This is a genomic window from Salinimicrobium sp. WS361, from assembly GCF_050750585.1.
Lineage (GTDB): Bacteria > Bacteroidota > Bacteroidia > Flavobacteriales > Flavobacteriaceae > Salinimicrobium.
On record NZ_JBOJLM010000001.1, the window covers coordinates 192,650 to 207,246 of the forward strand.

Annotated in this window: 8 protein-coding genes and 1 tRNA gene; 3 read left to right on the forward strand and 6 right to left on the reverse strand. The window is 43.1% G+C overall.

What is annotated here, in order from left to right:
• Positions 1-159 precede the first annotated feature (159 nt).
• Positions 160-232: transfer RNA gene (locus ACQ93I_RS00910), tRNA-Gln, on the forward strand.
• Between the two features lie 100 nt (positions 233-332).
• On the opposite strand, the gene ACQ93I_RS00915 is transcribed toward ACQ93I_RS00910, so the two are convergent.
• Both ACQ93I_RS00915 and ACQ93I_RS00920 read right to left on the reverse strand, forming a co-directional pair.
• Positions 333-737, reverse strand: coding sequence for a response regulator transcription factor (locus ACQ93I_RS00915; RefSeq protein WP_431696731.1), 405 nt, complete (start codon positions 735-737; stop codon positions 333-335).
• A gap of 1 nt (position 738) precedes the next feature.
• Positions 739-4,785: a CheR family methyltransferase gene (locus ACQ93I_RS00920; protein ID WP_431696732.1), complete on the reverse strand. Its 4,047-nt coding sequence runs from the start codon at positions 4,783-4,785 to the stop codon at positions 739-741.
• Positions 4,786-5,591: 806 nt separating this feature from the next.
• Between ACQ93I_RS00920 and ACQ93I_RS00925 the strand changes: the two genes are divergently transcribed.
• Together ACQ93I_RS00925 and ACQ93I_RS00930 are read left to right on the forward strand one after the other, a co-directional pair.
• Positions 5,592-5,948, forward strand: a complete 357-nt coding sequence (locus ACQ93I_RS00925; RefSeq protein WP_431696733.1) for a hypothetical protein — start codon at positions 5,592-5,594, stop codon at positions 5,946-5,948.
• 93 nt (positions 5,949-6,041) lie between these two features.
• Positions 6,042-6,836: an HAD-IIA family hydrolase gene (locus tag ACQ93I_RS00930; RefSeq protein WP_431696734.1), complete on the forward strand. Its 795-nt coding sequence runs from the start codon at positions 6,042-6,044 to the stop codon at positions 6,834-6,836.
• A 57-nt stretch (positions 6,837-6,893) separates the two neighbouring features.
• On the opposite strand, the gene ACQ93I_RS00935 is transcribed toward ACQ93I_RS00930, so the two are convergent.
• The 4 genes from ACQ93I_RS00935 to ACQ93I_RS00950 form a co-directional block, all read right to left on the reverse strand.
• Positions 6,894-8,354 carry a glutamate synthase subunit beta gene (locus ACQ93I_RS00935; RefSeq protein WP_431696735.1) on the reverse strand — a complete coding sequence of 487 codons (1,461 nt, stop codon included), beginning with the start codon at positions 8,352-8,354 and terminating at the stop codon, positions 6,894-6,896.
• Position 8,355: 1 nt separating this feature from the next.
• Positions 8,356-12,879, reverse strand: a complete 4,524-nt coding sequence (gltB, locus tag ACQ93I_RS00940; RefSeq protein WP_431696736.1) for a glutamate synthase large subunit — start codon at positions 12,877-12,879, stop codon at positions 8,356-8,358.
• A gap of 334 nt (positions 12,880-13,213) precedes the next feature.
• Positions 13,214-13,387 (reverse strand): hypothetical protein, encoded by a 174-nt coding sequence (locus tag ACQ93I_RS00945; protein ID WP_431696737.1) that lies wholly within the window; start codon positions 13,385-13,387, stop codon positions 13,214-13,216.
• A gap of 90 nt (positions 13,388-13,477) precedes the next feature.
• Entirely contained in the window at positions 13,478-14,458 is a 981-nt protein-coding gene (locus ACQ93I_RS00950) for a helix-turn-helix transcriptional regulator (RefSeq protein ID WP_431696738.1), read from the reverse strand.
• Between the last annotated feature and the right edge of the window lie 139 nt (positions 14,459-14,597).

Here is a 14,597-nt window from a genome sequence, read left to right on the forward strand (position 1 = left end):
TAACTTCCCCGCTATTGCTCATGGAACCCAAAAATTTTCCAGGAAAGGTGTCAAAAATGCCATTTTTGAAGGGGCGTGATTTGGAGGTTCAAAAAGAATTTCAAAAAAATATTTGTAGAAGTAAAAGTTTGTTTTAAATTTGCATCCGCATTACAGCAGTGGCCTATGGTGTAACTGGCAACACGTCTGGTTTTGGTCCAGAAGAGTCTAGGTTCGAGCCCTAGTAGGCCAACAAAGTTAATGTTAAACCGAATTGTGAAAACAATTCGGTTTTTTTTTGTTTTTAAAAGTATGGGCGAAAAGCCGGATCAAGAACAGAATAAATTCAGGCGTTATGGAGTTTTAGGCTTTCCTGTTTTTTTCTGTTGACCTGAAAGTACCTCCTTTACTTTCTTCAGAAGGTCCTCCATTCCAAAAGGCTTGGCCACAAAACCATCGGCACCTGCCTGTTCACAGGTTTTGTCGGCACCCGAAAGGGCCGACATCATCAAAATAGGAACATCTGCAGTAGCTTTGTCCTTTTTTAGATTGGCACATACTTCTGTGCCGTCTACCCCCGAAAGCCGCACGTCGAGAAGAATAAGGTCTGGCCTGTACTTCTGGATAGTTTCTTTTGCCTGCAGGGGCTTATCTGTAGCAACTGCTTCATAGCCGTTAAATTCGAGCAGGGTCTTTAGCATTTCACTAATCCCCGCATCATCATCTATGATCAATAATTTATTCATCTTAATTTTCATTTCAGGAACAGTTTCCAGGTTCATAAGGTAAGGTGAAGGTGAATATGGAGCCTTCTCCAAGCTCACTTTCTACAGATAAAGTGCCTCCATGGCGTTCCACAATTTCATGGGCAAGAAATAGACCTATGCCTAGCCCGGCATAAGTATCCTCACTTTTTCCTTCTACCCGGTGAAAGCGTTTGAAAATTTCTTTCTGGTCTTTTTTGGAGATACCTATGCCTTTATCGGCCACACTTATGGCTGCGAGATTGTCGGCTGCATTAAATATCCTTAGTTCTATCCCTTTATTATCAGGCGAATATTTGATGGCATTGGTAACAAGATTTATAACGACCTGCCCCAGTCTGTCTTTATCGGCTGTGATTTTGCAGTTAAACTCGTGCCTGATCTCGATCTTATGCTCAATTTCTGTACGAATGATATCCTGTATGGTCTCTTCAAGAAATTCATTAATATCGAAAGTTTCCTTCTTCAGGTCCAGTTTGTTTTCTTCGATTCTCGAGAGATCGAGCATTTCAGAAATAAGCCTTGTAAGCCTGATCAACTGTTCATCAATACGCTTTAGAGAAGGCTTAAGAGGCAGGGATTCTATGTTTTGGTGTTCCTGTTGCAGCATGTTCAGCAAGAGCTGTACATAACCTTTTATAGAAGTTATTGGCGTTTTCAACTCATGGCTTACCAGTTGCAGGAATCCTTCTTTGCGTCTTTCTTCTTCTTTGAACCTTTCTATTTCCATAGTAGCACCCACCCAATGCTTAACGTTACCGGCTTCATCTAAAATAGGAATGGCCCGTATTAGGTGCCATCGGTAATCACCATCTTTATCACGAAGTTTCGTTTCATTCTCGAAGTCGACACCGGTTTTCACACTTACTTCCAGTTTCTCCAGGGTCTTATCCTTATCTTCAGGATGAATAAGATCAATCCAGCCTTTTTCTTGTAATTCCTCCTGACTTAGTCCTGTGTAATCCAGCCAGCTCTTATTGTAAAAAGTAATATTTCCGTGGGAATCTGCATAACTTACCTTTTCCGGAATAAGTTCTGCCAGCTGCCTAAATTGCTCCCTGCTTTTTATAAGTGCATTTTCGGCCTCTTTGTGTATTTGGATATTGGTGTTGGAGCCGTACCATTTTATAATTTCTCCATCTGAATTAAAAAACGGTAGTGCCTTAACCAGAAACCAGTTGTAGATACCTTCTGTATTTCTTAACCTGTATTCCATAGAAAAAGGATCGCCGGTCTTTAAACAGACTTTCCAGTGTTCCACAACCCTGTCTTTATCGTCGGGATGATAATAATCCAGCCACTGTTCAGGGGGTGCGTCCAGGTCAGAATTTCCAATATATTCTTCCCATCGGTTATTAAAAAATTCAGGCTGCCCCTGGCCACTGGTGATCCATATAAGCTGCGGAATGGTTTCGACCAGAAGTTTGAACTTGACCTCACTCTTTTCGAGAGATTTTTCTGCCATTCTTTTATCGGTGATATCGCCAAAAACCAGGAGGATCAATTTTTCGCCCCCGTCTTCTCTTTCTATTTTCCGGGCGTTTATTACCATAGTGCGTTCCCCAATCACCGGAAAATCCTGTGTGATCTCGTAGTCCTTGATCATCGATTTATCGTTAACTACTTTTTTCAGCAGTTTTTCAAGTTCGGGTATATTCCAGTCCTTATTCACGAGGCTTAGAACAGATTTGTTCTCTATAGCAGCCTCTGTGGTTCTAAAAGATTTGTAGAACCCCTTACTGGCCGACTTTATTCGTAGTTGGTTATCAAGAACTATCCATGGCTCCCGAACTGTTTCCAGAACATCTACCGCAAAGTTCCTGGCGATGTTCAGGTTTTTGTTCATACTCACCAGCTCCTGGTTGAGGCTGGTAAGCTCTTCATTGGTACTTTGCAGTTCTTCTTTACTGGTCTCCAGCTCCTCATTAAGGGTTTGAAGCTCTTCGCTCCCACTTTGCAATTCCTCATTCGCGCTTTGCAGCTCTTCATTTGTAGCCTCCTGGTCTTCGGTGATACTACGCATATCTTCCCGTGCCTGCGCCAGTTCTTTTTCAAGCTGATGAATGAGCAGGTCCTTTTCGTCCTCTTTTGTCTCTCTTAAGGCAATTCTTTCTACAGCCTTGCGATACCCGAGCACGGCAGGCTGTGCCGCAGGATCGTGAAAAAGGATCAAATAATATGGCTCGGCAAGATTAGATAGCGGGATTGCCTCAATAGAAATGACACGCTGCCCTGCTTCCTCCTGGATTGGAATGTTTTCTCTTACTACGGCTTCCCCTTCTTTCCTGGCGTGGTGAATGATGCTGCGGAGCTCAAAAGCAAGCCCTGTTTTTGCCATTTTTAACAGGTTTAGGTTGGGTTTTCCTGCCTGTGGCTCGAGGTAAGCCCCCGTGCGACCGCGAAAATGCACAATTTCCATAGCCTCGTCTATAACTACACCCGCAGGAGTATACCGGCTAAGGATCACCTCATCTGCAGCACGTTGAAAATCGGTTCTGGCGTTTTCTGTCTTTCTGCTCCTTCCAAATTCCCGGAAACTTTCTTCCTTGCGTTGGGTGGCGACATGCATGAACTTGCCCGGCTTATCCCTGGGCGTGAATATCTTGTGGTTTAGTTCTGACGGAATAAAAAGATCGGGTGCATTTCCTGTAGTTTCAGATTTTCCAAGCAGGAGATAACCGTCCTTTTTCAGCGCATAATGAAATGTGGTGAGGGCTTTTTTCTGAAGGTATGGTTGTAAATAGATGAGCACATTGCGACAGGTAATCACATCCATTTTTCCGAAAGGTGGATCTTTTAGAAAATTATGGAAGGAGAATACGCACATTTCCCGCACCTCTTTCTTTATTTGATAGTTATTGTCTACCCTGTTGAAAAATCGTTCCACCCTTTGCGGGTTGAGGTTTTCCATCTCAGATTTCTTATAAACCCCGTTGCGGGCCTTACTTATTGCCGGTTCGCTAATATCGGTCCCAAAAATTTGTACCCTGGCCCTCACCCCATTTTCTTCCATGAATTCGTGAAGACATATTGCAAAACTATATACCTCCTGGCCGGTGCTGCAACCTGCAACCCAAACCCTGAAAGCGCCATCAGAGTTTTTGTGTTCCAATATTTTTGGAAAGATGTTGTTCGTAAGATTGTTAAAGATCTCTTCATCCCGAAAAAACTCGGTTACGGGAATTAACAGATCCTGCTGCAGTACATCCTGTTCAAGTGTGTTTTCCCTTAAGTGCTGAAGATATTCTGTAGGATCTTCCTTGCCATTAAGTGCCATTCGGCGTAAGATCCTGCGGCGTATGGTGCTCTGCTTGTAGTAAGTGAAATCAATTCCCTTCCGTATGCGAAGTAATGCGAGTATTTTCTTGTAAACATCTGCATTTTCCTTCTCCAGCTCCTTTTCTTTTCCGTCTATTCCGAAGAAATTCCGTACAATCTCCAGGATCTTTTCCGGTATTTGGCGTGGAGAAAGCACAAAATCCACAACGCCTTGTTCAATGGCATTTTGAGGCATCGAGGAATACTCGGCAGTATCTTCGTCTTGCGCAAACGTGATGCCCCCGTTATCTTTTATAGCCTTGAGGCCAAGGGTGCCATCACTGCCGTTGCCAGTCAATATTACTCCAATAGAGTGAGCCTGGTGTACTTCTGCCATAGATTCGAAGAATAGGTCGATGGGCAGGTTTTTTACTCCGTCGCCTTTTTGCGGCCTTGGGCTTAGTTCCAGCTTCCCGTCATTAGACATCAGCATTTTATTGCTGGGAATGATGTATATGTGATTGGGTTTCACTGTGAGATCATTCGAAATTTCCTGGATGGGCAGCCTGGTAGATTTTTGCAGTAGTTCGGGTAGCAGGCTTTCGTGGCTGGGATCTAGATGCTGTACCAGTACATAAGCCATTCCCGAATCTTCAGGTATCGCCTGGATAAACTCCATAAATGCAGCCAGGCCTCCAGCCGATGCCCCTATGCCAACAACAGGGAATTTGTTTTCAGACCTTTTTAAACTTTCAATACTTGATTTTTTATTTTCCCGGGACATGTAGTCAACGTTATTTTGTGTTAGGTATGGTAATGCAGGGGAGATTTAAACTCCAAAGTCACTGCAACCAGACGTTCTATAAAACTCCAGTGCCAAAATAGTGTTATGTAGGGAATAACAGCTGTTAAGGTAGATCTTTTGAAGATACTATTTTTTAAACAACTTAGTTTCTGATTTCTACAGTTTCGGAATTTCTTCAGGTGGAATTAGCCAGGGTAAACGATACATGTGTTGACGCTATGTAACAGGCAGACAGCTTCTAATGCCTAAAATTCCTGTTGTCATCGCAATTTTTTCTTCCAATCCTGTTGATTTTAAAAGATTCTCTTGTTCAACCTCGTGTGGGTCTCTTTTTTTATTCCTTTTTCTGTAAATTATATGATATTTTATTTATAACCCCACAATTGAAAGGGTATTAAATTTATAATGCTGTAAATGTGTTAATTATACCTATTAACTTTATGGGGTATACTGTTTTTTTTTGTAGTTTTAATCCAGGTTGTAACTCGTAATAATCTGAAATATAAAAAAGCAGAAACTCTATTCTGCAGTGAAAAGTTTCAGGCGATAAAACAGGGCTCTTCTTTATGCTGAAGAAGAGCGGGGAATTAAGAGTAAGTGAGCAGGAAGAGATTGAAGGGCTTGATGCTCATGAAGACGATACTTAGGCCATCCCGAACTGAAGTATGAATAGTTACTGAAACGCACACGCTAAAGGCTATTCAAAAATGCCATTTTTGAGAAGTATTTTTTAATTGCTTCTGAAAAAAAGGTGGAAGGATATTAATTGAAAAATACAAGATACAATGACCACTTACGTGACTCAAAATGAGATGAGGTCGCTCTGGAAGATCTCGCTGGGAAAAATGATTGAAAGCTGCAGGGTAAATAAGAACCTGCCTGAAGGTTTGGTGGAGCTTATCAAGCACAATCTATTTGCGAAATATGCTTTGTACAACGTACATATTGACAAGATCGAGATTGGCGTGAATGAGTCGAAGCAAAGGGCTGCATCTTATCCAGAGATCACGGTGTATCAATTTCCGCTTGATGAACTGGAGGATAAATTAACAGCTTCCTTTCAAACTACACGAGGAGATTTAGAGTTCTACGCACGGGTTTTCAAAGGGAAAGAGTTTAATGACAATATCTTTGTACTCTAACCACCGGCTTTAAAAGATTGCGTAACTTCAGGTCGTAAAACTGCACCAATTCTGGTGCTGTGAGAACATTTAGCCAATCAAAATTTAAGACCTATGAAAAAGGGATTTTTAATAGATATGGATGGAGTGATCTATGGAAATGACACTTTGATCCCCGGAGCCGATAAGTTTATTGAAAAACTTCAGGAAATGGATATCCCATTCCTGTTTATGACCAATAATAGCCAGCGCACACCTTTGGATGCAGTTAATAAGGTGGCAAAAATGGGAATTAATATTTCTGAACAGAATGTATACACCAGCGCCATGGCAACCGCTTCTTTTCTCTCGTTTATGAAGCCCAATGGCAGTGCTTATGTACTTGGGGAAGGTGGTTTGATCACCAGCCTCGCAAGGGAAGGATACAATCTTGTGAATCAACGTCCAGATTTTGTGGTGGTGGGAGAGGGCCGGAATTTCACTTTGGAAATGGTGAATTCGGCAGTAGATATGATCCTTTCGGGATCACGGCTTATAGCCACCAACCTTGACCCATCCCCTAAAAAGACAGGCTGGACCAACCTGGGGATTCGTGCCGTAGTGGCCATGATTGAAGAAGCTACAGGTAAAAAGGCATTTTCGGTAGGTAAACCCAGCCCGGTAATGATGCGTTCTGCCCGCAAATATCTCGGACTTGAAGCAAAGGAAACTGTGATCATTGGAGATACTATGGATACAGATATTTTAGGCGGCGTGCAGTTGGGTTACACCACCATACTTACGCTCTCGGGCATTTCTACCAGGGAGAGCCTGAATGACTATGCCTTTAAACCCGACATTATTGTAGATTCAGTAGAAGATCTGGATCTTGAAGAGGTGTTTAACCTGCACAACAAATCTTTTGCTTAGAAAGAATGGAAACAAAAAAGCAGCCTTGATAGCTGCTTTTTTGTTTTGTTATAGCGGTTAAGCCGCCGGTAAATCTCCCGGCCCTTTGGTAGGAAGTTGCGTGGTTCCCATCAGGAACATATCAACACTTCTTGCTGCTTCCCTGCCTTCAGAAATTGCCCAGACAATTAAAGATTGCCCGCGGCGCATATCTCCTGCCGTAAATATATTTGGAATATTGGTTTGATAGTTATTTTCGGCTTTTATGTTGGTTCTTTCGTCTACCTCCAAACCTAGTTTTTCACTCAGGGTCTTTTCTGGCCCGGTGAATCCCAGGGCCAAGAGGGCCAGGTCACATGGCCATTCTTTCTCACTTCCGGGAATTTCCCTTAGCTGAGGTCTGCCGGTTTCGGTATTTACCCATTCCACTTCTATCGTTTTAAGGGCCTTTAGCTTTCCGTTGCTATCCTTTATAAACTCCCTGGTGGCAATGCTCCAGTTTCTTTCAACACCTTCTTCATGAGAAGAAGTAGTCTTCAGCGTAAAAGGCCAGTAGGGCCAAGGGCTGGCATCTGTACGGAACTCTGCCGGCATAGGCATGATCTCGAAATTTGTTACAGATTTTGCACCGTGCCTGTTAGAAGTTCCCACACAATCTGATCCTGTGTCTCCCCCGCCAATTACAATTACATGTTTATCACGGGCGTTGAGGGCTTCTGCTGGTTCGGCCTGCCCGTCAACTACTTCATTGTTTCTTTTAAGGAACTCCATAGCCTGTACCACTCCCTGTGCATCTGCTCCCTCAATGGGTAGAGGTCTGCGCTGAGTGGCACCGCCGCACAGAATTACAGCATCAAACTCCTTCAGCTTTTCCACATCATAATTTACTCCAATATTGGTTTCTGTTTTGAAGGTGATGCCCTCCTCTTCCAAAACATTCAACCTGCGATCTATCACCCATTTCTCCATTTTAAAATCGGGTATGCCATACCGCAGTAATCCTCCTGGTTTTTTATCTCTTTCAAAGACTGTCACCAAATGTCCTGCTCTGTTGAGTTGTTGCGCTGCTGCCAAACCTGCCGGTCCAGATCCCACTACCGCCACTTTTTTACCTGTGCGTACTTTTGGAGGTGCAGGTTGGATCCATCCCTCTTTAAAAGCGCGTTCAGGAATATACTTTTCCATTAATTCTATGGCTACGGGCGATTTTATAATCCCCAAAACGCAAGCCGATTCACAGGGTGCGGGACAAAGCCTGCCTGTAAATTCGGGAAAGTTGTTTGTGGAGTGCAGAATTTCTGAAGCCCGTTTCCAGTCATTTTTATATACTGCATTATTAAAGTCGGGAATGAGATTACCAACGGGGCAGCCGCTGTGACAAAAAGGAATTCCGCAATCCATGCAACGGGCGCCCTGTTCCTGGAGCTCCTCGTTGTTCATTTCCTGGGTGAATTCTTTATAGTTTTTTACCCTGTCTTTAACGGCAATGGTTTCTTCTTCTCTTCTATTGTATTCTAAAAATCCTCTTAATTTACTCATTTCAGGCTGTTTTTAATTCCGTCTGGGCATTTCTCAACTTTTCTTCTTCCAAAATCTTCAGGGCTTTTTTGTATTCCACAGGCATGACTTTTATAAAGCCAGTAGCAGCAGTTTCCCAGGCTTCCAGTATTTCTTTGGCGACATCACTTTGGGTATAACTGTAGTGATTCTGGATGAGCGTTTTTAGTTCTTCCAGGTTTTCTTCGGAAGGTTTCTCCAAATCGATCATTTCCATATTAAAGTTATGGCTGTTTATTTTATTGTCAGGGTCGTAGATGTAGGCTACTCCGCCGCTCATTCCGGCAGCGAAATTCCTTCCGATGTTCCCAAGTATCACTGCAACGCCTCCGGTCATATATTCACAACCATGGTCGCCAATTCCCTCGATAACTGCCCTGGCACCCGAATTTCGGACGCAAAAGCGCTCTCCTCCAATTCCGTTGATGTAAGCCTCGCCATTTGTAGCACCGTAAAGGGCAACGTTTCCAATAATGACATTCTCATTTGATTTGAAAGTTGCGGTTGAAGGTTTTTTAACCGATAATGTGGCGCCACTTAAGCCTTTTCCGAAGTAATCATTGGTGTTTCCTTCAACATTAAGTGTAAGGCCCCTGGTGGCAAATGCGCCAAAACTCTGGCCTGCAGCTCCCGTGAAATTAAGTGTAAGGGTGTTTTTTGGTAAACCTTTGGCCCCGTGAATTTTTGAGATCTCGTTGCTTATTATAGCACCTGTAGTTCTATTGATATTTGTAATAGGGAAATCCAGCTTCATCTTTTCTTTCCTGTATATGGCCGGATGTGCCTGTCTCAGGATCTCAAAATCTAAAACATCATCAAGGCGGTGGTCCTGCTGCTTTGAATTGTATAAAGTCATGCTTTCATCAATATCCGGCTTGTACAGGATGTTAGAAAGATCAATTCCCTGGGCTTTGTAGTGCTCTATGGCCTTATTCATATCCAGTTTCTGGCTTTGGCCTACCATTTCATTAATGGTTCTGTAACCCAGATCGGCCATGATTTGCCGTAGCTCCTGTGCAACAAAATACATGAAGTTGATCACGTGCTCCGGGGTACCTTTGAAGTTCTTTCTCAGCTCAGGATCCTGGGTTGCGATTCCCACGGGGCAGGTATTTAAGTGACAGGCACGCATCATGATACAACCCGACGCCACCAGTGGGGCTGTAGAGAAACCAAATTCTTCAGCTCCCAGCAGGCATGCTATGGCTACGTCTCTCCCTGTTTTTAACTGTCCGTCACATTCCACTACAATTCGGCTTCGCAGGTCATTGAGGAGCAGGGTTTGCTGCACCTCGGCTATTCCCAGTTCCCATGGGAGTCCGGCATGCCTCAAAGAGGTGAGGGGAGCGGCTCCCGTTCCGCCGTCATAACCCGAAACCAGAACTACATCTGCTTTGGCTTTTGCTACCCCGGCTGCAATCGTACCTACGCCAACTTTAGAAACAAGCTTAACGTTGATCCGCGCTTCCCGATTGGCATTTTTAAGATCAAAAATAAGCTGGGCAAGATCTTCAATAGAATAGATGTCGTGGTGTGGCGGTGGTGAGATAAGCCCCACATAAGGCGTGGAATTTCTCGTCTTTGCGATCTCCTGATTTACCTTTGGGCCGGGTAAATGACCGCCTTCTCCCGGTTTTGCACCCTGGGCCATCTTGATCTGGATCTCCTGTGCATTGGTGAGGTAGTTGATAGAAACACCAAACCTTCCTGAAGCTACCTGCTTGATGGCCGAATTTCTCCAGTCGCCATCGGGACTTTTGTGAAAACGGCTTTCATCTTCTCCTCCTTCACCCGAATTGCTTTTACCTTTCATCCGGTTCATGGCGATAGATAAATTCTCGTGAGCTTCTTTGCTTATGGAGCCAAAAGACATAGCTCCTGTTTTAAATCTTTTTACAATCTCTGTCCACGGTTCTACTTCTTCTATGGGTACCGGGTTGAGATCTTTGAACTTAAACATTCCCCTTATCGTCATGAGGTTGCGGGTTTGTTCATTTACCAGCCTGGAATATTCCTCATAGCTTTTTGGGTTATTTTGTTTCACTGCCTGCTGGAGCTTTGCAACAGTGGCGGGATTAAACATGTGTCTTTCCCCGTTTCTTCTCCATCTGTAATCTCCACCTATTTCGAGATCCATACCCTTTTGGTCCTCTGCCGGATTAAAGGCCTTGCGGTAGCGCTTCTGAATTTCTTTTTCAACCTCATACAGGCCTATTCCTTCTATACGGGTAGGCGTACTGCAGAAATACTTATTCACAAATTTTTTGTTGAGTCCCAGGATCTCAAAGATCTGTGCCCCGCGGTAAGAGTGCAGGGTGGAAATCCCAATCTTATTCATGATCTTGACAATTCCTTTTCCTACTGCAGTATTGAAGTTTTGAACGGCAACTTCGGGGTCTGTCACATCTAACTCTTTCTTTTCTACGAGGTCATAAATGATCTCGTTTACCATGAAAGGGTTGATTGCACTGGCGCCATAGCCAAACAACAATGCAAAATGATGAGGTTCACGCGGTTCGGCCGACTCTATGACTATCTCAAAGGAAGATCTTTTGTGATGCTTTTTTACGGTGTGGTGCACGTATGAACAGGCTAGCAGCGATGGAATGGGCGCCAGGTCTTCATTGGTATTTCGGTCTGAAAGTATGATGATATTACATCCCCTGTCAACTGCTGCGGTGATCTCAATAATGATCTCATCGAGTCGCTCTTCCACGCCGTTAAGACCTTTGTCGGCTTGATAGAGAATAGGAATAGACGCAGTTTTAAATCCGGGAATGTCTATATATTTGATCTTGTCGAGGTCTTCATTAGAGATCACGGGATTCTGAATGCGGAGTTTTTTGGCATGTTCAGGCGTTATCTCAAAAAGGTTCCTGTCTTCACCTAAAGAAAGGCTGATATCGGTAACAATTTCTTCCCTTATCCCATCCAGGGGCGGATTGGTCACCTGGGCAAATAGCTGCTTAAAGTAATTGAACAGTAGCTGCGGCTTGTCTGAAAGTACTGCAAGCGGCGTGTCCGATCCCATAGAACCTATTGCTTCCTTAGACAAATTTGCCATGGGCGCAATGATGGTATTGATATCTTCCAGGGTATAGCCAAAAAGTTTTTGCCTTGTCTTGAAATCGGTTTTTTCTACAGGAGTTTTGTTTCCGGTGTAGGGAACATTAGAAAGCGGCAGTAAATTCTCATCAAGCCACTGTTGGTAAGGTTTTTCAGCTACAATTTTGCTCTTTACTTCTTCATCTTCAATGATCCTTCCTTCATTCATATCTACAAGAAACATTCGGCCCGGTTCAAGACGCCCATGCCGCGCCACATTTTCCGGGGCTATTTCAATGACTCCTGTTTCCGAAGCCATTACCACGTACCCATCTTTGGTTACGGTATAGCGCGAAGGGCGTAATCCATTCCTGTCCAAAAGGGCTCCAATGTAGTTTCCATCTGTAAAGGGAATAGAAGCGGGCCCATCCCAGGGTTCCATGATACACGAATTGTATTCGTAAAATGCCTTTTTTGCAGGGTTCATCACAGGATTTTTTTCCCATGCTTCAGGAACCATCATCATAATGGCTTCGGGTAGGGAACGGCCGGTGTGTAAAAGAAGTTCCAGTACCGTATCCATAGAGGCAGAATCCGATTTTCCTTCAGCAGTAACAGGAATTATCTCCTTAATATACTCTCCTAAAAGGTCACTTTTGAAGAGCTCTTCCCGGTCTTTCATTCGGCTTAAGTTGCCACGCAGCGTGTTGATCTCTCCATTGTGGCACATATACCTAAAAGGTTGTGCGAGATCCCAGCTAGGGAAGGTATTGGTAGAAAATCGCTGGTGTACCAGGGCGAGCTTGGTTACCAGGTCGTGGTCATTAAGATCGGTATAGTAAATATTAATATCTTCGGGCATAAGCAGCCCTTTGTAAATAATGGTTGTAGTAGAAAGGCTGGCTACATAGAAGTGAAAGGAATCAGAAAGAGAGGATTCCTGTACTTTGTGTTCAGCTATTTTACGCGCTGTGAAAAGTCGGGCGTTAAATTCTTTTTCTGAAATCTCCTCATCCTTACCAATAAAGATTTGCTGCACATTGGGTTCGCTAAGAGCGGCAACATTTCCAAGGCAGGATTTGTCTACCGGCACTTCCCGCCAGCCCAGCATTTTTAAATGCTGCCTCTTTATCTCTTTTTCAAAGATCTCCTTTACTATTTTTCGCTGGTTGGCCGCAGGAGGTAAAAAGACCATTCCTACTGCATATTCTTTGGGGTTGGGAATTTCAAAATCACATACTTTTTTAAAGTAGGCGTGTGGAATTTCTATTAAAATACCCGCACCGTCTCCGGTTCTGCCATCTGCACTCACAGCACCACGGTGCTCCAGTCTCACCAGGATGTTAAGTGCTTTATGAATAATATCGTTGGTCCTTTTGCCCTTTAAGTTGCAAATAAATCCTGCGCCACAATTGTCGTGTTCAAATTCGGGGGAGTAGAGTCCCTGTTGCTTCATTCTCATATAGATCTCCTTGGAAAAATTACTGAATATCCAGCAAATTAGCCATTTCTATAATAATAGAATAACAAAATTATTATTTTAATACATTAAATATTGATTTAAGAATATAATTCGATTAAAATGATAAATTAGGAATATAGAGGAGTCATATTAAGAATTATGTAATTCAAAATTGATCAGATTTTTTCTGCGGAAGGTTGGGGAATTGCAAAGAAATAAGACGGGGTAAAACTGAAGTAAAATGCGTCTTACTCCGAAATTTTATGGATATTCAAAAATGCCATTTTTGACTAACTTTTTTTGTAACAGACCTAACCTGATAAATATCATGGTTTTAGCCTAATGTTTTTCCGACTTTCAGTCTTTCCCCGTCATCCAGCATTTTTTGATGGAATATAAAATCTACATAGCAGGAGGGATTGTGACAATTCTCGTTGTGGCCCTGTACTGGATCCTTATTAGCAGGAACAGCAAGTAGACCTACGGCTTTTTCCCTTCGCTGTTTCAAATTACCGAATCTGGAAAAGATAGCAAGAGGCAAGACTTTGTGTGAGTAAATTTCACCAATCCCTAACCCTTAATCACTAATAACCAATAACTAATTGAGGGAACTGGGTAAAAATCCGTAATACTTTTTGAAGGCCACTGTAAAGTGCTGCGGATTCTTATAACCTACTTCATAAGAGGCTTCAGAAACCGACAATTTTTCATGGGTGATAAGCTCTTTCGCTTTTTCCATACGCAGCCCGGTGATGTACTTGAAAATTGTGGTAGAATGCACCTTTTTGAAACTCTGTTTGAGTTTTGAGGTGTTGAGACCTGCTATGGGAGCAAGTTCGTTTATGGTGAGGTTTTTTCTGAAGTTCTTCTTAATGTGCTCCTCCACCCGTAGAATCCCTGTGTACTCCTTTTTTGGAAGGTGATCTTCCTGTGAAACACTATTTTTCGCGCCATCGTCTACCAGAAAACTCAGTAACATGGCGGTAATTCGTGCTTCGAGGTAGATCTTTTTGATATGTCCGCAGTAACGGCAACTAATAATTTCCCGTATGTGTTGCTGCAATTCTACCGGAATGATCCGGCTTTCCTCCCACAACAGGAACGGGTGGTCCTCTTTAATTCCGTCTTTCAAAGAAGATAATCCGCTGTAATCGGGGCCCATGATCTTCCGAAGTAATTTTTCTGTAAACAGTACTTCCAGGGTTTTCCGGGAAGAAGATTTGAAGTTCAAACACCCTTCGGGCCTGGGGAGGTAAAAGATATTGAAATGGCCGGCAGGTATAGAGATCGCAGGTACAGAAGGATCTACTGGGCAAAAATTATAATCTCCTTCCAGTTCAAAATGCAGTTTAAAAAGAGGCGAATTTCCCGAAATGTTTATCGAATAACCTGCCGAAGCTTCCAGGTCTTGTGTAATTAAACAGAAATGGTCCAGGTGCAGCTCGTGCATACTGCCTTTAACAAGCTCCTGGTCAATAATGAAGGTTTCTTCACTGAAGGCCTCGGCGCAAAAATCTTTGCTGAAAGTCTTTACTACAGCATTTTCTTCAAAAAAAGAGCTTTCTAACCTGAATTTCATTTGTCTTGTCGCCTGACTTCCTTTTAAATAACATCGCTAAAGGGTCGGGGTGGGCACATTATTCTTTTCACGTAAGTAAAAATTCCTTTTGCGTTACCCAACGGCAAGCCTCCCCCTTTACTTTTGCCAAAGGTAATTA

Coding starts and splice junctions, on each gene's coding strand:
- ACQ93I_RS00915 (WP_431696731.1), bottom strand. CDS start 737: ATGAAAATTAAGATGAATAAATTATTGATCATAGATGATGATGCGGGG.
- ACQ93I_RS00920 (WP_431696732.1), bottom strand. CDS start 4,785: ATGTCCCGGGAAAATAAAAAATCAAGTATTGAAAGTTTAAAAAGGTCT.
- ACQ93I_RS00925 (WP_431696733.1), top strand. CDS start 5,592: ATGACCACTTACGTGACTCAAAATGAGATGAGGTCGCTCTGGAAGATC.
- ACQ93I_RS00930 (WP_431696734.1), top strand. CDS start 6,042: ATGAAAAAGGGATTTTTAATAGATATGGATGGAGTGATCTATGGAAAT.
- ACQ93I_RS00935 (WP_431696735.1), bottom strand. CDS start 8,354: ATGAGTAAATTAAGAGGATTTTTAGAATACAATAGAAGAGAAGAAGAA.
- gltB (WP_431696736.1), bottom strand. CDS start 12,879: ATGAGAATGAAGCAACAGGGACTCTACTCCCCCGAATTTGAACACGAC.
- ACQ93I_RS00950 (WP_431696738.1), bottom strand. CDS start 14,458: ATGAAATTCAGGTTAGAAAGCTCTTTTTTTGAAGAAAATGCTGTAGTA.